Origin of the sequence: Sphingobacterium pedocola (genome assembly GCF_015209965.1) — a bacterium.
Taxonomy (GTDB): Bacteria; Bacteroidota; Bacteroidia; order Sphingobacteriales; family Sphingobacteriaceae; genus Sphingobacterium; species Sphingobacterium pedocola.
On record NZ_MU158693.1, the window covers coordinates 376,985 to 400,153 of the forward strand.

A 23,169-nucleotide genomic window follows, 5' to 3' on the forward strand; every position below is an offset into this window, starting at 1 on the left:
TATGCGAATTTCATCAACTAAAAAAACGAATCATGAACAGTAACCGTATTTTGCAAATTGCTTATTTGCTCTTCTTTTCTCTAACAACGGGAACTTTATTTACCACCATCATCCCGTCGTGCTCGCAACCACCTTCCTCACAAATAACACAAACCTACAACATCCCAGAAGAGTACTTGATAGAAGCCGACAATATTCCTTCATTTTGGATCAATACCATACCCGAGATCGAGGATTACATTAAAAATCATGTCAAAAAGGGCCAGATAAATCATGCCGGCACCTCGGCAGGAGGTCGAATAATTCAGTCTATTACGTACGGAAAAAAGCGAAAGGAGGGTGGCACGACTACTTTTTCAGGTTCCCTCGGCGTCAGTGATATACGACACTACCGCGGAGCAGACAGCGAAAATCTGGTATACATGGCTATATCAGCAGTTCACGGATACGAAGTAGAAGGCATTGTGGGCATGATCAATTTATTGTCGGTACTGGAAACCGGCAAAGACCTAAAGGGTACTGCTTGGCCAGAACTGACCCGGATGGCCGACAGCGTAGATCGGATTGTGCTCATCCCCTTAGTGAATCCAGATGGCAGAGCTAGGGTCCCTTTAAAGATGGAACCCAATCGAGGAGGAGCGCCTGACGCGTTTAACATACACGAGTACCTCAATACGGGCGGAAACCGAGACGGTACCATCATCGGATGGCCAGCAGTAAAGGAATTTATCCCTATGGATTTCAGTAAAGTCGGATTTCCAGGAGGGTACCCGAATGATGCAGGCGTAAACATCATGCACGACGATTTCTTTGGAACAGTCCAGCCCGAGACACGCATGCTTTTCGATATAGCAGCATCCGAGAAACCGGATCTCATCATAAATATGCATACCGGAGTACCCCGAAACAACTATTTTATGACAATCCACCGACCGTTTTGCGAACCACAGCTACAACCTGCTTTCGACAGACTATACCAGACAATCAACACGCGCTTAACGACCCAAAACCTACGAGGTTCAACTGATATAGCCCTAGAAACAGACCCGGCTGGCGCCGATATGAAAGGCTACAACTTGAGCACAGCACTTAATCTACATTGCGGAGCTCTTAGCGTCGTGATCGAATCGGCTTGCCATGGTTTTTCGGGAACCAATCTTAGTGGAGCACCAAGTTTACACAGCCCTCAAATGCTCGTAGACGCACAGCTAATCGCCCACCAAGAGTCTTTGCGGTTTTTATTACAATCTGGAGGCAGAGCCCAATGGCTAAAATAACCTGGTCTGATCAAAAAAAAAAAGATCACAACAAGTTTGACGAATCAAATGTATTGTAGTAAAGGGTCGGCAACATACCTGTGGACTTAACATATCTAACTTCTCCCATGTATAAAACTAATAATCTGTTTAAAAACCAGCTAATCGCTTTGCTGCATTTTTATTGCTGACATGTTCAGCTTGCCCTAAAACCAACATATAAAAAAGGAGCTAACCAATATCGGGAAGCTCCTTTTTTATATGTTTAGTCGATGCGTAAAGGTCTTTACACAACCTTTTTACAGATTCATTTAAAGCATGGGAACTTCCATTACCAGAATAGAAGATTTGGTAGTGGCTTTAAAATCCACCTGCTGAACTTCCCAAATACCGAGCCCATCCCTTCTTCCCAGATCTTCATCGCTAGCAGAGAGCTCTCCCTCTAATACAAATACATATACTCCATTTTCCGGGTTCTTTAACGTATAACTAATTTCGAACCCTTCTGTTAAATCAGCTAAATGAAACCAGGCATCTTGATGGATCCATACACCATCATCCTCCTTATTGGGGGACAATATTTGTTGAAATCTATTATAACGTCCTTCAATCGGGATTGTTTGCTGGTCATATCGCGGTTTCACATTCCGCTCATTGGGGAATAACCATATCTGCAAAAACTTAACTGCTTCATCAGCATCCGCATTGTATTCGCTGTGTTGAATACCCGTTCCTGCGCTCATCACCTGAATTTCACCCGTACGGATTACCCCCTTATTTCCAATACTGTCCTGATGTTGGAGTACACCGCCCAATGGTATCGAGATAATTTCCATATTATCGTGCGGATGTGCTCCGAATCCGTTTCCACCAGACACGCTATCATCATTTAAAACTCGTAAAGCTCCAAAATGTACACGATCTTGATCGTAATAACCACCGAAACTAAAACTATGGAAACTCTTCAACCACCCGTGATCTGCATATCCCCTCGTGCCTGCTCTATGAATTACTGTCTTCATACTATTCCTTTCAATTGTTTATACACAAAAGTAGGGGAATTTAGCCCGTTAGTTCTTAACCTATATTAAGAAAATCGACCTAATTCCTTTCACCTCGCAGCTTACTCAGAAATTCGGGTGTAATACCAATAAAAGAGGCTATTTGCTTCTGAGGCAATGTATTAATTAATGTCGGGTATAGATCACAGAATTTTTGGTAACGCACCTTTGCAGGAAGGCTCAGGTAGTCCAATGTCCTGTGATTACTACTGGCTAATGCGTTTTCAGTTAATATTCGAAAATAACGTTCCAATTTTGGAATCCGATCGAAAATACGCAATTGACAATCCCGACTTAAAATCAATACTTTGGAATCCAATAAGGCATCGATGTTCAATTCGCTTGATGTTTGTTTCACAAAACTGTACATATCTGAAATCCACCAATTCTCAGGAGCAAATTGTAGAACATGCTCAAATCCATTTTGGTCAATAATATAAGATCGCAGGCAGCCTTCTAACACAAAAGCAGAATACTGTGCTATTTCTCCTGCCCGATGTACGAAATGCTTCCGTGGAACATCTTTCTCGCGAACCAGTTCTTTTACGATTTCAATCTCATCCCCAGTCAAAAGGCATATCCCATTAATATGAGAAATTAATTTATCCACCATATCTGTTATTTGACCTCTTTATATCCTATTCCCATATTTTGGAACATGAAAGTCCATTTATCTACTTGTTCCGCAATAACCATAGCAGTGGACTTACCTGCACCATGCCCAGCCTTGGTGTCAATACGAATCAGAACGGGATTTGATCCTGTGTGATATTCTTGAAGACGTGCCGCAAATTTAAACGAATGAGCGGGCACAACACGGTCGTCGTGGTCAGCTGTTGTTACCATGGTAGCTGGATAGGCTGTATTCGGCTTCAACGCATGGTAGGGCGAATACTTATACAGATATTCAAACATCTCCTTACTATCATCCGCTGTCCCATAGTCAAATGCCCATCCTGCTCCGGCAGTAAATTTATGATAACGAAGCATATCTAACACGCCTACAGCAGGAAATACCACTTTAAACAACTCCGGTCTTTGCGTCATACATGCCCCCACTAATAATCCACCATTTGATCCACCCGCAATAGCCAACCGCTGCGAAGAGGTATATTTCTGGTCGATCAGGTATTCGGCTGCAGCGATAAAATCGTCAAATACATTTTGCTTATTCATCTGCACACCGGCAAGATGCCAGCGCTCGCCATACTCTCCTCCTCCCCGAAGGTTTGCCACGGCATGTATGCCACCTTGTTCCAACAGAATGATATTACCGGTAGAAAAGGACGGTGTCAAGCTTATGTTAAATCCGCCATAGCCATACAACACAGTAGGATTGGTGCCGTCTAATTTAATATCTTTTTTATAGGTAATAATCATCGGTATTTTCGTTCCATCCTTAGAGGTGTAAAATACTTGCTTGGACTCATAGCGGGAAGGGTCGAAATTGATTGCTGATTTTTTATAAACTTCCGATTTTCCGGATGCCATATCATATTTATAGATCGTAACCGGGTTAACGTAATTCGTAAAAGAATAATATAAATCTTCATCTTTTACTTTCGCACTGAATCCACCTGCAGAACCTATGCCGGGTAGCTCGATTTCCCGTTCTAGCGTTCCGTTTCGGTCGTATTGTTTTACCTGCGAGGTTGCGTCTTTCAGGTAATTCGCAAATATCTTACCTCCACCGGTTGTAGGCGATAGCGACTGTTCCGTTTCAGCGATTAATGTTTGCCAATTTTTAGGTTGTGGATCGGCAACATCGGCAGTTACGACACGTCCATTGGGTGCATCCAGTTCCGTATAAATAAACAATTTAGTACCATCGTTATCGATGATATCATGGTTTTTATCCATATCACCCACCACCGTTACAAAAACGGCATTAGGGGAGGCAAGATCTTTAATATATAATTCATTGCCGGAAGTGGTATTCGCTGCCGACACAATCAGATAACGTTCATCTTCCGTCAGGGTAGCGCTGATGTAGCGACGCGGCATATCCGTTCCTCCAAATACCAGTTCGTCATCTGTCTGCCGTGTATTTAATTTATGGAAATATAGCTTATGCTGATCTGTCATGGCCGACAACACCGACCCCTCTTTGGGTTTGTCATAACTGCTATAATAAATCCCATCATTGCCTTTCCAAGCTAACCCCGAGAATTTCACATCTATCAGCGTTTCTCCGACAACAGATTTATCTTCGGTTTTCAGAACGACAACCTTTGTCCAATCAGACCCACCTTCCGAAATCTGATAGGCTACCAACGAACCATCTTTAGAGAAGGATATATCGGCCAATGAGCTTGTACCATCTTCCGAAAATTTGTTAGGATCCAGAAAAACCTCTTCTTTTCCCTCATCACCTTTTTTACGCCACAGTACATATTGGTTCTGAAGCCCATCGTTTTTGTAAAAATAGATATAGTCGCCCTCCTTAATCGGAGCCCCTACCTTCTCGTAATTCCACAAGCTCTCCAAACGGCTATAAATAGCATCACGGAATGGAATCTGCTCTAAATAATCCTGCGTTACTTCGTTTTGGGCAGTTACCCATTGTTTGGTTTCATCAGATAAGTCGTTTTCTAACCAACGATACGGATCGTCCACAATGGTTCCGAAGTAGTCATCCTTCACATTCACGTTGTCTGTCTTTGGGTATGGTTTTAGTTTAATCGCCTTGTTCGCTTCGATGCTTTTTTGCGCTTGCTGTCCGCATCCGGCGATCGTCAATACTGACAACAGCATAATACTACATGATTTATTCATATTCTAACACTTGATACGACAAGATAGGAGTTTTTTTTAAGAAAGTTCTTGATGGCCTTTGAGAATAGACACTTTCAGAAAAAAAAGGATATCCATTATGTGGATATCCTTTTTTAAAGCGGTCTGGACGGGACTCGAACCCGCGACCCCATGCGTGACAGGCATGTATTCTAACCAGCTGAACTACCAGACCTAAGATTTAATTGTTAAAAGAGATTAGCGGTCTGGACGGGACTCGAACCCGCGACCCCATGCGTGACAGGCATGTATTCTAACCAGCTGAACTACCAGACCTAAAATCTTTTAATCTTTTTTAAGAACGTTAGAAAGTTAAATCTTTCTCTTTTTGAAGCGGTCTGGACGGGACTCGAACCCGCGACCCCATGCGTGACAGGCATGTATTCTAACCAGCTGAACTACCAAACCTCAACCCTTCTTGTTAGAAGGTGTGCAAATATAGCGCTATTTTCGAATAAACCTAAATTTTTTTAAAAAAATCTTAGTCTACGGTACCGTCTTTCATCTTTTCTGCATTCTCGGCAAACTGTAATGCATCGATAATATCCTGAATATCACCATCCAAAATAGCCGGCAAATTGTATGTTGTCAATCCAATTCTATGTTCGGTAAATCTTCCTTGAGGGAAATTATAGGTACGGATTTTCGCAGAACGATCACCCGTCGAAACCAATGTCTTTCTCCGAGCTGCAATATCGCCGTTCTTTTTATTCAGCTCGATTTCATAAAGTTTGGTACGAAGCATTTCCATGGCCAGTTCTCGATTCGCTAATTGAGACCGCTCTACCTGACAAACGACAACAATTCCAGATGGTTTGTGTGTCAATTGTACTTTAGTTTCTACTTTGTTGACGTTCTGTCCGCCGGCTCCACCGGAACGGGAAGTCTGCAACTCAACATCGGCTGGATTGATTTCCACGTCTACTTCCTCAGCTTCAGGCAAAACAGCAACAGATGCAGCAGAGGTATGCACACGTCCTTGTGTTTCGGTATCCGGAACACGTTGTACACGGTGTACTCCTGATTCATATTTTAGCTGGCCGTAAACATCTTCACCGATTACCTTCAAAATTACCTCTTTGTAACCACCAGAGGTCCCTTCTGTTACATCCATTACTTCATTTCGCCATCCTTTTGTCTCGAAGAACCGAGTATACATACGGTATAGGTCACCGGCAAACAAAGCAGCTTCATCGCCTCCTGTACCGCCACGGATTTCAATTATCGCATTTTTAGCGTCTTCTGGATCTTTAGGAATGAGCATCAATCGTATCTCATCTTCCTTTTCTTCTTTTTGAACGAAAAGGAGATCCTGTTCTTCTTTTGCCATCTCCCGAAGTTCCTGATCTTTTTCGTTAGAGAGGATATCTTTATTCGTGTCGATGTTGCTAACTATATTTTTATAGATATGATATTGATCTACAATTTTGCCAAGGTCTTTATATTCCTTATTCAATCTAGCAAAACGTTTCATATCGTTGATGGTTTCGGGGTTGCTTAGCTCAGCCTCCACTTCTTCCCATCGTTCTTTAATGGCTTGTAATTTTTCTAACATAATACTTTAACTAGGGGGCATATAAGCCCATTAGGGAGTACAAAAGTACTTAAAATTTATGTTATAGAAAGAAGTAATTTCTAATGACTTGAAACAACTTTAAGTCCCACGATCGAGGCTATTAACGTGAAAATAAAAAATATTCTCCAAAAGTCCGCAGGCTCTTTAAAGAAGATTATCCCCATCAGTACCGTTCCTACGGCACCAATCCCCGTCCATATGGCATAGGCTGTTCCGAGTGGTAATGTTTGCGTTGCTTTGATCAATAAGGCCATGCTGACAAATAGGGAGATAATAAACCCTCCGTACCAAAGGTACATTATGGAACCTGAACTTTCTTTCGCTTTACCAAGACATGTCGTAAAACCAACTTCAAATAACCCAGCAACAATCAATATAATCCAATTCATAATAAAAATAATTTTAAACAAAGGTCAGAAGATTTGAGGAAATAACTTTTTACAAATGTTAAAAAATCATCGTATATGCGCACGAATTCGACTTAGTGTAACTTGCGTAACACCCAGATACGATGCTATGAATCCCAGTTTCACACGATTGGTGATATTAGCTTCTTTCCGAAGTAAATCTTGATATCGCTCAGAAGCTGTTTTAAAGAGCTTCTGCATCAGTCGCTCTTCAATTTTAAGGATTTCAAATTCAGCCAGTTTTCTGCCCCAATTTGCAATCGCCGTAGAATTCTCGTAAAGACTTTGAAGGCTGGCGATTTCTATTCGGATCATTATAGATGTTTCGAGCGTTTCGATATTTTCATACCCTCGTTTACCATGAATGTAACTGTTTAACGAAATCATCGCTTCACCAGGAAATGAGAAAGCAAGGATGACCGCTATATCAGCTTTGTGATAATATATACGACAGATGCCCTCTTGTAGAAAGTAGATGTATTTCGATAGCTTGTCTGTGTCAATAAAGACAGTATTTTTGGAAACTTGAATCGTTTCGGAGATGGAAAGAAGTTTTTGCAGATCTTCTTTTTTTAATGGATGGATACGCTGAACGATATCTACGAATTCCATTTTTCTAATTGCAATTTTTCACCGTCCCATACGGCATAGGTTGAATAGTTAATCCACTCGCCTAAATTAATTACTTGAGTAGAATCGCTTAATTTAATGTCGTACGGAAAATGGCGATGTCCAAAGATCAGATAATCGTAATGCTTTTTTGTGAGCAGTTCCTTTCCATACTGAATAAGCCATTCGTTTTCCTCTCCAAGAAATTTTTCCTCTGCGTTGCTAGCAGCTCTGCTGTGCTTAGACCAGCGCTGTGCTATTCCGATTCCCAAATTAGGGTGAAGTCGCGCAAAAAGCCATTGACAGGCTGTACTTCGAAAGATTTTTTTTAGGAATTTATATTTGCGGTCGCCAGGCCCCAGTCCGTCACCGTGATGAATATAGAAACTATTTCCGTTGAGGCTTAATTCCAATTCATCCGAAATAATGGTCGCTCCTAATTCCTGCTCTAAATAACCAAACATCCACATGTCATGATTGCCTTTAAAGAGCGTAATTTTAACACCTAGGTCAGCTAATTCAGCCAGCTTACCTAAGAAACGAATATAGCCTTTTGGAACGACCGTGGCGTATTCAAACCAAAAATCAAAAATATCACCCACTAAATATAATTCCGCTGCATTAGATTTAATGAAATCCAGCCACGAGATAATGTTTCGCTCTCTTAATACGGACGATTCTTTGGGAAAAGACCCCAAATGGAAATCTGATGCAAAATATATGTGGTTGCGTATAGTCATCTTTGCGAAGCTAGACAATTGCTGCGAATTTTCAAACTGTAGAACGAGCCAGGAAATAACAAAGAAGAGCCTCAAGTTATATTCTTGAGGCTCTTCTTTGTCGATTATTACACCACTTATTCGGCCATAACGGCAAATTCGGCTCCCGATGCAAAGTCCTGTCCGCTTTGCGAGCTTAACGCCGTAAATCGAATAAAACGTCCTTTAATGGGTTTCCTCAGCGTAACCGATTTGGGTTTGAAATTATTTTCAAATTTACCTTCGATAATTGAATCACTCCAATTTTTCCCATCGGTACTCACCTGTAATTTATATTCTTTGATGTTGCCGTTGGGACCGTCTTGTCTCGGTGTATACGTAAATCCTTTGATTGTTTTCACATCACCTGCATCAAAATCCACCCAATGCGGGTATTGTGCCACTGTTACCGAGTACATCGTATGCCATATCGTAGACAGATCGCCGTCCACCAGATGCGAAGCATTCCCCTCTCCCCTTTCTTCACTCGACGAGAAAACAACTGTCATCGCAATACTTTCGATCTTCTCAAAATCAAATGAAATGGCTAACTTTTCGTTCTCTTTGAGCCAAGCAGAAACTTTCCCTCCACTACGTAGATTGAAAGGAGAAGTGTATAAGCGTGGCTTGTCGTTACCTATAGCATAATAGATCGCCGCATTATTTTTCTCTGTAGATATACTGATATCTCCATTACGACTGCGCGACATCGTCAAGGGTCTATCGCCTGCAGGAGAGACACCTGCTTTAACTGTACAATCATTTCCCTTAACAGGTCGGATGATAAAGCCAAAAGTGTGTGCGTCCGCTTTTACACGATCTTTTTCCAAAGGTGGGCCTTGACCGCAGCTATTCCCTCCCAGTCCGGTTACGGCAGCATTTAGGCTTAAATGAGTACCTGTACTTGTAGGCAGTTGATACGTATGAGGAGCTAATGTCATTTCCAATTCACTCCATGGCAATGCTGAAGTCGCCATCTGCTTGTTGGCAATAAAAATGGCACCATTACCGGAATCGTCTGTCAACGAACTCCAACGTACTTCCTCCCTATTCCCTGTACTTTGTGGATTAGGCCAAGCTACATATTGCTCCTTCACCGTACTCTTGTACAATTCGATGGATTGTGCTGTTTTACGATCCACGTAGTTGTTTACCGGTCCACGTCCGTAATACTGAAAATTGCCATATTTCTCCGGAACTTGCAATGTATAACCAATATGAGGCAATACCAAAGCGGCATTATTAGAAGTAATACTGGATTGCAGCTCAATAGATCCATCGCGATAAACCGTCCAGATCTGAGTTGCAGTAAATTTAAAATCTCCGCCACTAAACGGTCTGTCCATGTGTTCAGTAATGGTATAGGTTCCGGAACTCCCTCCACGTATAGTCGCACCATGTGGTGCCTGAGACTCCACGCTAAACGATAAAACCACTGAACCATCCGGTTTGGTATATGTGTTAGTCGAAAGGGTTTTATGCTTCAGGTTGTGAAGACCTTTTTTGAACCACTGCTGATAAGCCCAGTTATCGTTGTCTAACGGCGCTCTTAACGCATCCAATTTAGGACCTTCCCCGTCACGGATAATTTGTTCGTTGCCATACGTCAAACTGTAAATCGTACCGGTCCGGGTATCAAATCTTACTGTAAATCCGTCACTCTTAATTGTTTTGAAATCACCTTCCGAGCTGATTTGGATTGTTCCTCCTTTTGCTATTGCAGAAATCAAAGGCCTATTCTCCGCTTCTTTCACGAGCAACTGTTCTTCCATTTGCACAAAGCCTATTTCAGCCCAAAACTCATCCTTAGATAATAAGAATTGAATTTTCACAAAGTATTCAGACTGTGGATCCAATGCCGAAAAATCAAACGGTATGGTATACTGCTTGCGTTGACGGGCTCCTGTGATCTTATTATCCTCTTCAAAAGTAGTGCTTTTTTCTATCTCGATTCCGTCCTTATATAACGACCATTGCATCGTATAATCGCTTAATGGAACGAAATAATTCTTGTTGAATACCTCTATCTTCCCCTGTTTTATATCCACAGCACGCACACCAACATTTTGATACACCTTCTTCACCTCGTAGTACTGCGGCTTCGGGGTCATATCTGCGAATATGAGTCCGTTCATCACAAACGTACCGTCATTCGGTTTGTCGCCAAAATCTCCCCCATATGCCAGGTACTTTTCGCCCGTCGCCTTATCATAATAATACATCGACTGATCGATCCAATCCCAGATTGCACCACCCATAAAGTAATTTGTCGATTCAATAGCTTCCCAATAGTCAACTAGATTTCCGGCTGCATTACCCATCGAATGCGCGTATTCCGAAATATGAAAGGGATATTTGATCTTATAGGTTCCTTTCACCGCTCCACGTACCCAATCGATTGAGGGGTACTGATTCGACCCCATATCGACAATACTATTATTACGTTCATACTGCACGGGGCGCGATGTATCAATCTGTTTGATTGCCTCATAGGCTGCTACAAAATTCTTTCCCGGACCAGCTTCATTACCTAAAGACCATATAACTACCGACGGATTATTGATTGTTGCATGCACCATCTCGACATTTCGCGCGACATGTGCATTCCGCCACTCTACCGGGTGCGAGAGAGATGCATCTCCGTAGTAATATTGATGACTTTCTATATTTGCCTCATCTTCCAAGTAGATACCGTACTTGTTACACAAGTAGTACCAATATGGATCATCGGGATAATGCGAATTTCGTACGTGGTTAATGTTAGCCCGCTTCATCAACTTGATTTCGTTCTCCATTTGTTCACGAGAGATGACCTTGCCCGTTTCAGGATTTGTTTCATGACGATTTACGCCTTTCAGCTTCACGGCTTTACCATTGATATAAAAATAACGGCCCGCTAGTCCAAATTCATCGTCTTCTGCCTTCGTATCTTTAATCTCTACTTTCCGGAACCCAACAACAACCGAAACGGTCTCGACAGTACGGTTTTTATTATCTTTCAGTTCGCCGACCAATGTATAGCGGTACGGGCGCTCTGCTGACCACTTGTTAGGATCGCTAACCGGAAATGTTATTGCTGTAGAAGCAAAACCTCCTGCTTTTATCTCTTTCGCAGTAGCCACTACAGCAGTTGATCCTACTGCGGTATTACTATCACCATACAATTCATTTGCATAAAGACTGTAGACCATTTTATAGTCTTTTGCATCCTTCTTATCGAGGTTTCGGATATCCGCTTTGACCTGCAATGATCCATTTTCATAATTCGCATCCAGATCAGGAATAGCGATCAGATCCCGAACGTGAATTTTAGGTTTTGAGGTAAGGGAAACTGTACGGAATATGCCCGGAAGTCGGAACATGTCCTGTGCTTCCAGAAAGGAGGCGTCAGAATTCCGATACACCTCTACTGCAATCGTATTCTCTCCGCTTTTATTCAGATAGGATGTGATATCAAAAGAAGCTGCATTTCGGGAGTTTTTAGAAAATCCCACATATTTTCCGTTTATCCATAGATAGAAAAAAGAATCTACACCATCAAAGTTGACAAATATTTCCCGTCCATCCCAGGAAGAAGGAACGGAAAAAGTACGTCGGTATGATCCTACCTCATTACGGTAGATATAAGCTGTCCAATGCTCGGGAGGTGTTCGCATTACACCGCCACGCCAATCGTCCACTTTTACACTATGCTGAAATATTACTGGCTGATTGACATAAATAGGCACACCGTATTTCAATGACGCATCTTTTTGGATACCGAGAATATTCCAATTCATTGGCACTGGCACTTCATCCCAAGAAGAGACATCCAATTTTGGATCAAAGAAATTTCTCGGGCGTTGCTCAGGAGTTTTTACCCAATTAAATTTCCATGTTCCGTCGAGCGACATCCAATATTTACTATTTTCAGGCAATACTTTGCGCGCATGTGCTACATCATCAAATGAAAAAAAATAAGCTCGAGGTTGTTCTTTATTCAAGGATAAATCGTCAGGAGATTCCCATTCCTTGCCAGAAGGAGCTACCTCTCTCCCGTACCGAAAACCTGCTAGTGATGAAGCTGCCTGTTGTGCATGTGCTGAAAACGATATCGGCAATAATGTTGCGATTAGAAGCGTTATTCGGGCAGGTATGGATCGTATCATATTCAATAATTAAAATGCGTGGTAGATTGCAAAAATAATAGCAATAAGCATAACTACAACACCCTTGCTTCAATCATTCGATTGCGTAAAATACTTATATTAAAAAAGATACAAAGGGCAACAGCAATCAGTTATTGAAAATTTTCGAATTTATATCTTATATATCCAAAATAACTCCTACGTTTGATTCAGGAATTTTCTTAAATTAAAATTTAACAAATCAGGGTTACTATTTGAATTTTAAGGTATTAATAAGTGAGTAAGATAAGACAGATATTACCAAAAGAGATATCGGACCTTGAGATCATCGAGGGAGTCGCAAAAGGTGAAAGTAAAGCTATAAATACGATTTATGCGCATTTCTTTCCTTCTGTTGCTCGTATGATAATCAATAATAACGGGTCGAACGAGGAAGCGAAAGACATCTTTCAAGAGGCGGTAATGGTATTGTATGACCGTGTTACTCAACAAGATTTTGAGTTAAAAAGTAAACTAAAGACATTTTTATATGCCGTTAGTAGGAGGTTATGGTTAAAGCAGCTTAATCGAAAAGGAGCTTCTACCAATACCTCAGACATTTCTGATTATGAAGACATTCTTCATGTTGAAGAAGATATCGAAAGGCATGTAGACATTGAGACTAAGTTTACACAAATGGAAAGCTCGTTAGAGCAGCTGGGTGAGCCCTGTAAAACCATTTTGAACGACTTTTATATTGCGAACCTGTCAATGCAGGCCATCTGTGAAAAGTTTGGCTATACCAATACGGATAATGCCAAGACACAGAAATATAAATGTCTACAAAGACTTAAAAAGTTGTTTTTTAATAATACAGATTAAATATAATAGCGATCATGAGTAGTATGCGAAGAAATGAGTTTATTGATTGGGCAGATCAATATTTGAGAGGAGAGTTATCCGCGGGCGATCGTTTTGCTTTTGAAAAATTTTGCCAAGATCACCCCGAATTCCAGCAAATTCTTGAAGAACACCGAGGGTTCATCTCTTCTTGGAAAGAAACTGAACAAAGGCGTATGTTCAAAATGTCTTTACAGCAAGAATTATTACATCACCAAGCTCCTGCGAAAGCCAATACTGGGATCATCAAGATTTGGAAGAAACTACAGATGAATGCAGGTGTGGCCGCAGCAGTAGCATTGATCTCTGTCTTCTCCACATTATGGCTCACAGGTTATTTTACCAGTATCAAAAAGGCTTCCACAGACTACAGCGCCTTGCGTCGTGAAATGAATACGGTAAAGAAGAATGTAAATGAGCAAAACAGGAAGATCCAAAATATCAATAGCGGAAAAGAGAAGAGTCCGACGCCGATACACTTCGGTGCTACAGGGTTTATGCTGACCAGAGATGGCTACGTTGTAACAAACTATCATGTGGTAAATGGCGCTGATTCTGTGCATCTTCAGAACACAAAAGGCCAGGCATTTAAAGCCCAGATCGTTTATTCAGACATAGAGAAAGACTTGGCCATTTTGCATATCAGCGATAGTACATTCAAACCCTTAAAAACCGTTCCATATACATTCAAAAGACAAATCTCTGATATTGGGGAAGATATTTATACGATCGGTTTCCCTCGGGATGAGGCAGTATACGGTCAGGGATATTTAAGTTCGAATACGGGGTATGCAGGAGATACGATCGCTTACCAAATTTCGATCCCTATCAATCCGGGTAATAGTGGTGGACCGGTTCTAGACAACAGAGGAAATATTATCGGTATCATTTCTGGTAAACAAAAAGGTATTGATGGCGCCGGGTTTGCGATTAAAACCAAAGAACTTATCGAAACATTAAATCGGATACCTGCGGATTCATTAAGAGGAAATGTAGTTTTGAGTACTAAAAATACATTGTCGAATTTACCGCGGACCGAGCAGATTAAAAAAATTCAGGATTATATCTATATCGTTAAAGTATACTAGTAGCTTTCAATAGTACTATATTTAAAAGCACCTTGGATTTCTTGTCCAAGGTGCTTTTTTTGTAGATCTTATTCAACAATCAGGTTAATTCCCGCCATGCTGGCTTTATACTTTATTTTTTCGATCAAACCGTAATAGCTCCAGTTGCGCAACAGGAATTCATCGTCTTTGGCCGCTTCTTCTTTATTCGTTTGGTTCACGAGTAAAAGTGTACCCGCCTGCGATTTCACGCAGATATCGATCAACCGACGGCTATACAAGTGCAAACGGCTATCTACATAGTTCTTTTCCTTTTCACTAAAATGCTCGAGACTTTTGAGTTTTTTCGTTCTTCCCTTCCCGCCTCTATTAAAGGCGGACGCTTTCTGAATGCGATGTCTTGCCGCCTGTATAGCCATCCGTCTATACAAGAATTCCTCTTTATTGCCGATCTGAAAATTATCCTTGTCGATATTGACTGTAATCGGATGCTCTACAGAAAGAGAAGCCTCTGCTATGACATGATCCTTTAGGACATGTTGTTTTTTGGGAAGCTCCAATGCGATAAGCAGGAATATCTTCCCTTTTACAATCTTAATAGAGCTACCGCATATCTTTATCTGTCCCACCAAAGCCCGTTGCAGCAACACGCGTTTATCCGAGCGATCCTTGCCCAAATACGTACGGAAGGGAATCTTAAATAAGTTGAATTTGAAATCCCTACCTTTTTCATCATTACTGAATTTAATCTGAATGCCTGAGAACGGAATAGGCATGTCCTTTTTATAATTACGAAGCGACTTCTCCCCTTTCCAATATGCGAGTCGATCGGCGTTGAAGTTCTTAATCAACGTCATATTCATATTCGAGATGATGTCCGCAGGCAGTTTGCCTTTAAAGGAAGCGGACAGCACCCTATAAGTCGTGTTCATCCGCGAGGTGTTTAGAATGCCTTCCGGATCTTTATTGTTGTCTGCTAATTTCACCTTCACATCATCCCGTAAGTAGATCAGGTCTTTTATATTTTCCTGAAGATATTGATGCGTCAGGACCATATTCGAGCCACGGTAGACAATATCCTGCCATTCGAATAGTTTCTTAAAATATTCCGCACGTTTTTCCTTTTCGTCGCAGTCGATGTAAATCTGTACTTTGCGGGTTAAAATAATTGTATCATTTGCCATAGTTCCTCCTTTTTATGCTGTTTGTTTGGATTGCTTTATTTTTGCGTGCGCTTCAACGAATAGCTTCTTCACCATCGCGGAACTTAGCTGCAAGGCTTCTGAAATCTGTTCAAAGGAGAGCTGCAACTCGTAGCGCATATGGAAGATCTCTGCCTGCTGATCATTGAACTCACCCTGCAGTACAATTTTAGCAGGTTTATTTAACAGATCCATTTTCTCCGAGCTGTTGAATATGCTGCGCAACGTATCAATTGTTTTCTCTACCTGCATACTGACCTCATAATCGGATATGCCGCCGAGATAGTAAGCAATGCGTTCATAATTAAAACTATATTTCAAGCACAGTTTGATAAAGAGTTGTTGTTCGTCTTTCAGACTGGGCAGGATACTATTTAATCGATTCATCTGTTCCTGCTTTTCGGTTTCCAATCTTTCGAGGTAGACCAGATCTTCCTCCTCCTCTTCTTCCAGTTCATAGCCCAATAAAAACTCCTGATAATCCTCAATACCGTCCAAGCGTAATAGACTACGATTAAACCGATTTCTTGATTTGCTATAATAAGCCTTTATCGCAGCGTTAACCTGTGTTTTAAGAAAAGTAAAAACCGCATCCATGGAGTCTACATTCTCTCGAAATAACCAGAGCCGTAGAAAAGCTTCCTGTACAATACTTTCTGCGTCACATTCGTCCTTGGTGTACTTTTCAGCACGGAAATGAAAATAACCGTAAAACTTTTTGTAGAAGAAGTCCAGGCCCTTTTCCCTACCGTCGTTCAGCAATAAAATATGCCGTTCAATATCTTTTTTTTGTTGTAATAGTTTACTCATAATTGTTGTTTAGTTTGTTATCGATTAGATAGCTTACTGCAGCCCCGGGGGATATATCTGGCGGTTTTTGTGGCCGGGCCCGCGTAAGCTGTATATGAATAGAATGTGTTGGTATTGAAGATATAGCTGCAAGACTCTGTTGTGTATACTTTAACGTGTGTGATAAGCAGATTTGCGGATTCGCCTATGCGCGGATTTGCGATAAACGTACCTTTTAAATTGTAGTGAGTAATACCTCCGAATTCGATTCAGCGGTCATTCAGGTGTTGTGTATACCCTTCAAATAGGTAGTAAGCAAATTCGCAAATTTGCCTATTCACGAATCAGCTATAAAGTACCTTTCAAATTGTGGTGAGTAACACTTTAGAATGCGCATTACGAGGTGTCATCCAGTTGTGCATACCTTTCAAATTGCAAGAGTTAACACCGGAGGAAGATAGAACTATAGCAGGGCTCCGTTGTGCATACCTTTAAAATTGGGGTGAGTAACAACTTAAAAACTATGAATGAGGAATATTAGTTGTGCGTACCTTATAAATCAAGTAAGCGAATTTGCAATTTTGCCTATTCGCGAATAAGCACACCCGCAAGAAAATAAAAAAGTATTTAGCGAGTGGCATATCGCCCTCACCCTACGGCGTCACAAGAAGCCTCTAATTAAGATTGCATATTTTTATAACACGTATTGTTTTCGTATTTTTACACGTGAAAGGAAAATGTTATGAATACAAAACTTACATTGAATTTAGAAAAGAATATCATCGAAAGTGCGAAAGATTATGCTAAGCATAATAAGACCAGCCTTTCAAAACTGATTGAGAATTACCTAAAATCGTTGACCGAAAAAGAAGAAAACACGACGGTAAGTCCGCTTGTTGAAAGTCTTACAGGAATCATCCCTCAAGAGCCGGAGAAAAAATACAAAAAGGAATACGCCGAATATTTAAACAAAATTAGAAAATAACTTAGCCATCATTATTACCCGCAATAAAAAAGATTTCAAAAACAATATTCTTCCGGTAATGACCGCCAAAGAATACCTAAGTAGATAATATTACCTTTCAAAAGTAGGAGGGGCACACCTTTCAAATTAGGATGAGTAACACCCTTGCTAACACACTACTTACTCTCGTGTCCGTTGTGTATACCTTTCAAATTGTGTTCTTCGGCACCAAGCATCTTCATTGTCATCGTTGAGCGTATCGAAACATCTCACAATATACAGACACCATAGCGTTCAGATACTTATTCATCAGTGCTTGTCTCTAAGGTACTCATGAGCTCGCTATGCTCGGTTCGGCAGGCCTCAGTATGACAAGAAAAACAGTATATGCAGGTTACTAAACTTAACTAGCTCCTTTCAAATTGTAGTGAGTAGCAACTTCTCTCTGTTTCTCGTCTGGTAAATGGGAGTTGTATACCTTTCAAATTGTAGTGAGTAACATCATTGGAAGGTAGCCTTTTCTCTTCATCAGGGTTGTGCGTACCTTTCAAGTTGCAGGGAGGAACACCTTAAAAGAAGTTTACGGGAAAACCGTGGGATTGTGCACACCTTTCAAATTGCAGGAAGTAAGAACATTTCCAAATCTTCAAATCTGATACACATACCTTTCAAAACCTCCCCCCTTAACACCTAAAAAAAGTATTTAGCGAGTGGCCTATCGCCCTCACCCTACGGCGTCACAAGAAGCCTCTTAATAATAAAACATAATTATTTTCAGTACAATAGCAACCCCTTTTTAACAACATATATCCCAAAATGTCAAAAAGTATTTTGTAAATTTGAATAACAAAATAGATGTTGTTATGGATATTCAAACGAGGAAAATCGAATTTGTACAAAAATTTTTAAAGCTTCAAAATGAAGAATTACTGACTCGCTTGGAAAAGCTATTGCGTTCCGATCAATCAAAAAATGACAAAAATATTGAAGCGATGACAGCGACTGAATTTAATCAAAGGATTGATAAATCGTTAGAAGATTCAAAAAATGAGCGACTCACAAATTCAGATGATTTAATTGCGGAAATAAAAAAATGGGGTTAAAGGTATACTGGACCGATTCTGCCAAAAACGAGTTGAAAAACATTTTTAACTATCACAAGGAAAAAGTTAGTCTAAAAATCGCTCGACAGATAACTACTCAAATTGCCGAAAGTGCTAAGAACTTAAGTAATTTCCCAGAAATTGGAGTCCACGAAGAACTTCTACAAGAAAGACCGCAGAACTTCAGATATATCGTTAGTACAAATTACAAAATCATTTATTGGATAAACGACAAAAAAACAGCGTTGAAATTGTCGATGTATTTGATGCCCGACAAAATCCAATTAAAATTAAGCGAACTAAATAAAAAAACTTTCAAATTGGGATGAGTAGCACCTATCACATTCTAAATAGGTAAACGTCATGAGGTTGCACATACCTTTCAAATTGTAGTGAGTAGCACCGTCGTAGCGATAATACTCCTATCAAATCCTGTTGTGTATGCCTTTCAAAGTGCAGTAAGCAAATTCGAAAATTTGCCTCTTCGCAGATCTGCAATAGACTACCTTTCAAATTGTAGTGAGTAACATCAAAGATTAGCTCGGGAGATGATCTAAAGTCGTTGTATATACTTTTCAAATTATGTTCTTCGACGCCAAGTATCTTCGTTGTCATGCTGAATGCAATGAAGCATCTCAAAGTATGCTGGCAGCATAGCGTTCAGATCTTTCACTACGTTCAAGATGACAAGAAAAACAGTTTGTAAAATTATTAAACCTGACTAGCGCCTTTCAAATTTGCAGGGTGTAACACCAAATTACTCGGGGGCTGAAATAAGTTGTGTATACCTTTAAAATTGGGATGAGTAGCATCAACGCTGTGTTTTAATTTATCGCTATCAACGTTGTGTATACCTTTCCAATTAGGGTGAGTAACACCGAACGCGTTTGAAGCTGTTTCATATCAGGTGTTGTGTATACCTTTCAAATTAGGATGAGCAACACCGCTATTTAATTAACTATTCAAAGATAACAAGTTGTGTATACCTTTCAAATTGTATTCTTCAACTCAAAGTATCTTCATTGTCATATTGAGCGTATCGTCTTACTAAGCAATCATCATACAATAAACCAACAAGAATGAATAATTTAGACTGCCGCGTCGTGCCTCCTCGCAGTGACGTGCAGTAACCGTCCATTGTGATAGTAACATCGACGTCATCGCGAACCTGAGGCACGAAGGTGTGGAGATCTTATGCTCTTAAAGGAAAGACTGCCGCATCGTACCTCCTCACAGTGACGACCCCTTGTACTACCAAAACCCTATCTCCTAACACCTAACCTCTATCCCCTCCCCCTTAACACCTAAAATAAAAAAGTATTTAGCGAGTGGCCTATCGCCCTCACCCTACGGCGTCACAAGAAGCCTCAATTAAATATTTCACTTTTTTATCAATACCAATACGTCAAAGAACATAGCGATGCATATAGAAGACTTTTCACAAAAGGCAAGTCTCTTCCATGTCGTCTTTCGACAACACCGCATCTTGATTAAAATTTATGGTAAAGATCCTACGCGTTTTCGGTTTTCTTCAAGTTAATAATATCGTATTATTATGCTGTAGGATTCTGAGAATGTATTCAATACTGGCCAGTCTTAAACTGGGGATTTGATAATGTTTTTATATATGCTTTTTCTCATATGGGCACTAATTTGGTTGTCTTATTATAATCAAAGATAATAGAAAGTTTTTACAAACACAAATAATTATCAAAATTCACTTGTATTTTTATTGCGCAAATTTTCACTCAATTTGTTATGTGTCTAATATTAATAAACATATCCTAAATCAAATCGGTATACAACTACGTGCCAGAAGGGAAGAACTTCATTATTCCCAAAAGGATGTAGCCAACATGACCGGTCTCACAGTGAACACCATATCAGCCATTGAAAAAGGCGGAGGTTCAACACTGTACAATTTCCTTTTACTATGTCGTTCGCTACATATACAACCTAAAGAGTTTTTTCAAGAAGACATTGATTTAACACCACTGTATAATATACCCCCCGATTCAAAAAGACGGATAGAAATCACCCAGAAACTTGATAATCTGGTTTATCACTCCGATTTTTTTACCAGTCCAAAGCGCGTCGCCGATGTGATCAAAGAATTAGACACCGAAAAAAGCGACAGCAACAAATTCTCCGTTTATCTGACCGGCTATTGTAAAGAAGGCGAACTGGAATATATCAAAGAGGGCAACATCAAAAAGTATATTAAAAAGAAAAATGGGGGCTAGAGCTTACCTCCTCTACACTGATCTGCATATTATTAAGCGTCACTGCACCGAAGTGTGTGGCAAAGGCAACATCCGCTGCATCCCGCCCGTAGGCCACTAGAATGCGGCCGCCTTTCGGTTCGTGTTGTGTAGCATCGAAGCAATACCAGCGCCCACCGATATAGGCCTCAAACCAAGCATGAAGGTCCATTGGATCCAACTCATACAGGTAGCCCGTAGCCATCCGTGCCGGAATATCCAATGCCCGGCACAGGGAAATACCGATATGCGCGAAATCACGGCATACACCTTTCTTGGTTTCTAATACATCGCATGCAGATGAACTGCTGTTGGTAGTGCCATATTCGTATTGGATGTGTGTATGTATCCATTGACGGATCGCTTCCACTTGTTCATAGCCAGTGTTGCAGCCTCTGGTTATTTCCGCGCTTACTTCGCCCAGTTTGTCAGACTCGCAGTACCGGCTCGGCAAGAGAAAGTGCAACATACCGTCCGGCAGGTCTGTGATTGGTGTCCATGCAGCTCCGTAATCCACATCGATCACGTCGGCACAGTCGGCAACCACCGTGCTTCGTAGTTGGAATTGTCCGGCGGGCAGCACCAACCGTTGACACAAATTACCGTAAGTGTCGGCAAACTCAGTCATGGTCACATAGGGCGACACCTGCAACTCGTCGCGCATCACGAACTGCCCGATCCCACTCTTCGGCCGCAGCATGAATATCGTTGGCACGGGAAACTCGCAGGTAAAATTCAGAAAACAAGACGCTTGTATTAGCATAGCGTAAATATACATAAAGCGCAGAGGACAAGGAGAAGAAATAACCTGAATATTTAAACCAACTCCTTACGAATCTTCACATTAAAATTGGCAGTTAATATTTTAATTGCTAACTTTAAATTAAAGAACTACCCATGCGAACCTTTTGGATATACTTTTCTATTTTCTTTATTATGTGCATAATGACGCAGTTATTCCTTTACTTTTCTGCACCGGAGAGGTATAATTTCGACTTCGTTCATGGCGCCAGTTACCTCGGCATCATATTCATATCTGCTTTACTAACGTCATATATTTTACGAAAACGTAAATATTCCTTAAAAGAAAAAGCCAACTTATAGTCGGCTTCTTCTTTATAATTACTATCGCTGGATACTCTTATTTATTCGGCTGCGGCGTTGTACGCAAGTAAGGTTTTATCTCCGTAAATCCTTTTGGGAATTTTGCTGGAATATCTTCCGTTTTAATAGCCGGCACCACGATGACATCTTGCCCGTCGGTCCAGTCTGCCGGTGTAGCAACAGAATATTCATCAGTTAATTGTAATGAATCAATCACACGCAAAATCTCATTAAAGTTACGGCCTGTAGATGCAGGATACGTCAGCGTCAATTTAACTTTGCGATCCGGACCGATTACAAATACAGAACGAACGGTAGCTGTTGCCGAAGCGTTGGGATGAATCATATCATACAATTCTGCCACTGTACGATCCTTATCAGCAATGATCGGAAAATCTACGTTAGTGTTTTGCGTCTCATTAATATCCTTTATCCAACCGAAATGATCCTCTATGGCATCTACACTTAAAGCTAATACTTTGACATTACGCTTTTCAAATTCGTCCTTCAGTTGTGCGGTACGCCCCAACTCTGTAGTACATACTGGCGTATAATCCGAAGGATGCGAGTAAAGCACTACCCAACTTCCTTCTGTGTACTCATAAAAATCTATATCTCCAATTGTTGTTTGTGCCTGGAAATTTGGCGCTTGGTCTCCTAATCTTAAACTCATTTTATATACGTATTAAAATCAATAATCTATTTTACTCTACTAAGGTAGTAGATTTAATTAAACACCCAAAATATATTTCGTCATAACTTTATCATTTCTATAACAACGGGGATTGTGATTAAGTTTATTTTTTGGTGTTAAAGGCTTTTTGTGTTAAAACTAAAAAGGTGTTAAAATAAAGAAGGTTTTTCTTAATCAATTTTATGCGCCTCTTTCGCCGGCGCAAGGCGACTTCTTTTTCCTAAAAAGAAGCAAAAATCGTCGCTGTACCGGCTCGACAAGATGGTTCACCATTCCTGCAATTGTCGACCCGCTAAGGCGACATTTACCGTGCGTGTAGGGGTAGTGCGTTTGTTATATTACTTATTTACTTCAGCCGAAGTAAATAAGTAATATCCGAGCCAATGTTACGCTACAGACCTAGGTCGTCCTTTTAAATTCATCTGAAATTATAGATTACGTAAAAAAATACACTTCCAATTGGATGTTGGTCTCCGTCTCATTTACAGCGGCGGAAAATAAAGAGAATGAAGATGGATT

The 23,169-nt window shown here is 40.6% G+C and carries 19 protein-coding genes and 3 tRNA genes; 7 read left to right on the plus strand and 15 right to left on the minus strand.

The features are described from left to right. Positions 1-32: 32 nt before the first annotated feature. A complete protein-coding gene (locus tag C4F40_RS21130; protein ID WP_196941402.1) occupies positions 33-1,277 on the plus strand; it encodes a M14 family metallopeptidase in 1,245 nt (414 codons plus the stop codon). Between the two features lie 290 nt (positions 1,278-1,567). On the opposite strand, the gene C4F40_RS21135 is transcribed toward C4F40_RS21130, so the two are convergent. The 11 genes from C4F40_RS21135 to C4F40_RS21185 form a co-directional block, all read right to left on the minus strand. Beyond that, positions 1,568-2,278 (minus strand): pirin family protein, encoded by a 711-nt coding sequence (locus tag C4F40_RS21135; RefSeq protein ID WP_196941403.1) that lies wholly within the window; start codon positions 2,276-2,278, stop codon positions 1,568-1,570. Between the two features lie 79 nt (positions 2,279-2,357). After that, entirely contained in the window at positions 2,358-2,930 is a 573-nt protein-coding gene (locus C4F40_RS21140; RefSeq protein WP_196941404.1) for a Crp/Fnr family transcriptional regulator, read from the minus strand. A gap of 5 nt (positions 2,931-2,935) precedes the next feature. Further along, a complete protein-coding gene (locus tag C4F40_RS21145) occupies positions 2,936-5,092 on the minus strand; it encodes a prolyl oligopeptidase family serine peptidase (RefSeq protein WP_196941405.1) in 2,157 nt (718 codons plus the stop codon). A 119-nt stretch (positions 5,093-5,211) separates the two neighbouring features. Continuing rightward, a tRNA-Asp gene (locus C4F40_RS21150) sits at positions 5,212-5,285 on the minus strand. 27 nt (positions 5,286-5,312) lie between these two features. Then, positions 5,313-5,386, minus strand: a tRNA-Asp gene (locus tag C4F40_RS21155). Between the two features lie 58 nt (positions 5,387-5,444). Beyond that, a tRNA-Asp gene (locus tag C4F40_RS21160) sits at positions 5,445-5,518 on the minus strand. A gap of 73 nt (positions 5,519-5,591) precedes the next feature. After that, positions 5,592-6,665 carry a peptide chain release factor 1 gene (gene prfA, locus C4F40_RS21165; RefSeq protein ID WP_196941406.1) on the minus strand — a complete coding sequence of 358 codons (1,074 nt, stop codon included), beginning with the start codon at positions 6,663-6,665 and terminating at the stop codon, positions 5,592-5,594. Between the two features lie 80 nt (positions 6,666-6,745). After that, positions 6,746-7,075, minus strand: coding sequence for a DMT family transporter (locus C4F40_RS21170; RefSeq protein WP_196941407.1), 330 nt, complete (start codon positions 7,073-7,075; stop codon positions 6,746-6,748). Positions 7,076-7,141: 66 nt separating this feature from the next. Continuing rightward, positions 7,142-7,705, minus strand: coding sequence for a Crp/Fnr family transcriptional regulator (locus C4F40_RS21175; RefSeq protein WP_196941408.1), 564 nt, complete (start codon positions 7,703-7,705; stop codon positions 7,142-7,144). After that, positions 7,693-8,442: a UDP-2,3-diacylglucosamine diphosphatase gene (locus C4F40_RS21180; RefSeq protein WP_196941409.1), complete on the minus strand. Its 750-nt coding sequence runs from the start codon at positions 8,440-8,442 to the stop codon at positions 7,693-7,695. Before C4F40_RS21180 ends, C4F40_RS21175 begins: the two co-directional genes overlap by 13 nt. 116 nt (positions 8,443-8,558) lie before the next feature. After that, the gene (locus C4F40_RS21185; protein WP_196941410.1) at positions 8,559-12,608 is read right to left on the minus strand and encodes a glycoside hydrolase family 2 TIM barrel-domain containing protein; all 4,050 of its coding nucleotides are present in this window, start codon (positions 12,606-12,608) and stop codon (positions 8,559-8,561) included. 255 nt (positions 12,609-12,863) lie between these two features. Between C4F40_RS21185 and C4F40_RS21190 the strand changes: the two genes are divergently transcribed. Together C4F40_RS21190 and C4F40_RS21195 are read left to right on the plus strand one after the other, a co-directional pair. Next, a complete protein-coding gene (locus C4F40_RS21190) occupies positions 12,864-13,448 on the plus strand; it encodes an RNA polymerase sigma factor (protein WP_136822677.1) in 585 nt (194 codons plus the stop codon). A gap of 14 nt (positions 13,449-13,462) precedes the next feature. Beyond that, positions 13,463-14,554, plus strand: coding sequence for a S1 family peptidase (locus C4F40_RS21195; RefSeq protein ID WP_196941411.1), 1,092 nt, complete (start codon positions 13,463-13,465; stop codon positions 14,552-14,554). A gap of 68 nt (positions 14,555-14,622) precedes the next feature. Here the strand turns inward: C4F40_RS21195 and C4F40_RS21200 are convergent, their stop codons facing one another. Together C4F40_RS21200 and C4F40_RS21205 are read right to left on the minus strand one after the other, a co-directional pair. Next, positions 14,623-15,717: a hypothetical protein gene (locus C4F40_RS21200; protein WP_196941412.1), complete on the minus strand. Its 1,095-nt coding sequence runs from the start codon at positions 15,715-15,717 to the stop codon at positions 14,623-14,625. A gap of 12 nt (positions 15,718-15,729) precedes the next feature. Beyond that, positions 15,730-16,545 (minus strand): sigma-70 family RNA polymerase sigma factor, encoded by an 816-nt coding sequence (locus C4F40_RS21205; RefSeq protein ID WP_196941413.1) that lies wholly within the window; start codon positions 16,543-16,545, stop codon positions 15,730-15,732. Between the two features lie 721 nt (positions 16,546-17,266). Here C4F40_RS21205 and C4F40_RS21210 point away from each other — a divergent pair. The 4 genes from C4F40_RS21210 to C4F40_RS21225 all read left to right on the plus strand — a co-directional run bounded on the left by C4F40_RS21210 (position 17,267) and on the right by C4F40_RS21225 (position 20,834). After that, complete coding sequence (locus C4F40_RS21210; RefSeq protein ID WP_196941414.1) at positions 17,267-17,509, plus strand: DUF6364 family protein; 243 nt, start codon at positions 17,267-17,269, stop codon at positions 17,507-17,509. An 842-nt stretch (positions 17,510-18,351) separates the two neighbouring features. Beyond that, positions 18,352-18,591 (plus strand): hypothetical protein, encoded by a 240-nt coding sequence (locus C4F40_RS21215; protein WP_196941415.1) that lies wholly within the window; start codon positions 18,352-18,354, stop codon positions 18,589-18,591. Next, complete coding sequence (locus C4F40_RS21220) at positions 18,582-18,920, plus strand: type II toxin-antitoxin system RelE/ParE family toxin (RefSeq protein WP_196941416.1); 339 nt, start codon at positions 18,582-18,584, stop codon at positions 18,918-18,920. Before C4F40_RS21215 ends, C4F40_RS21220 begins: the two co-directional genes overlap by 10 nt. Before the next feature lie 1,431 nt (positions 18,921-20,351). Beyond that, positions 20,352-20,834: a helix-turn-helix domain-containing protein gene (locus C4F40_RS21225; RefSeq protein ID WP_196941417.1), complete on the plus strand. Its 483-nt coding sequence runs from the start codon at positions 20,352-20,354 to the stop codon at positions 20,832-20,834. Here C4F40_RS21225 and C4F40_RS21230 read toward each other — a convergent pair. After that, the gene (locus tag C4F40_RS21230) at positions 20,812-21,399 is read right to left on the minus strand and encodes a transglutaminase-like domain-containing protein (RefSeq protein ID WP_196941418.1); all 588 of its coding nucleotides are present in this window, start codon (positions 21,397-21,399) and stop codon (positions 20,812-20,814) included. The two genes, C4F40_RS21225 and C4F40_RS21230, sit on opposite strands and share 23 nt — an antisense overlap. 594 nt (positions 21,400-21,993) lie before the next feature. Next, positions 21,994-22,629: a peroxiredoxin gene (locus C4F40_RS21235; RefSeq protein WP_196941419.1), complete on the minus strand. Its 636-nt coding sequence runs from the start codon at positions 22,627-22,629 to the stop codon at positions 21,994-21,996. Positions 22,630-23,169: the final 540 nt, after the last annotated feature.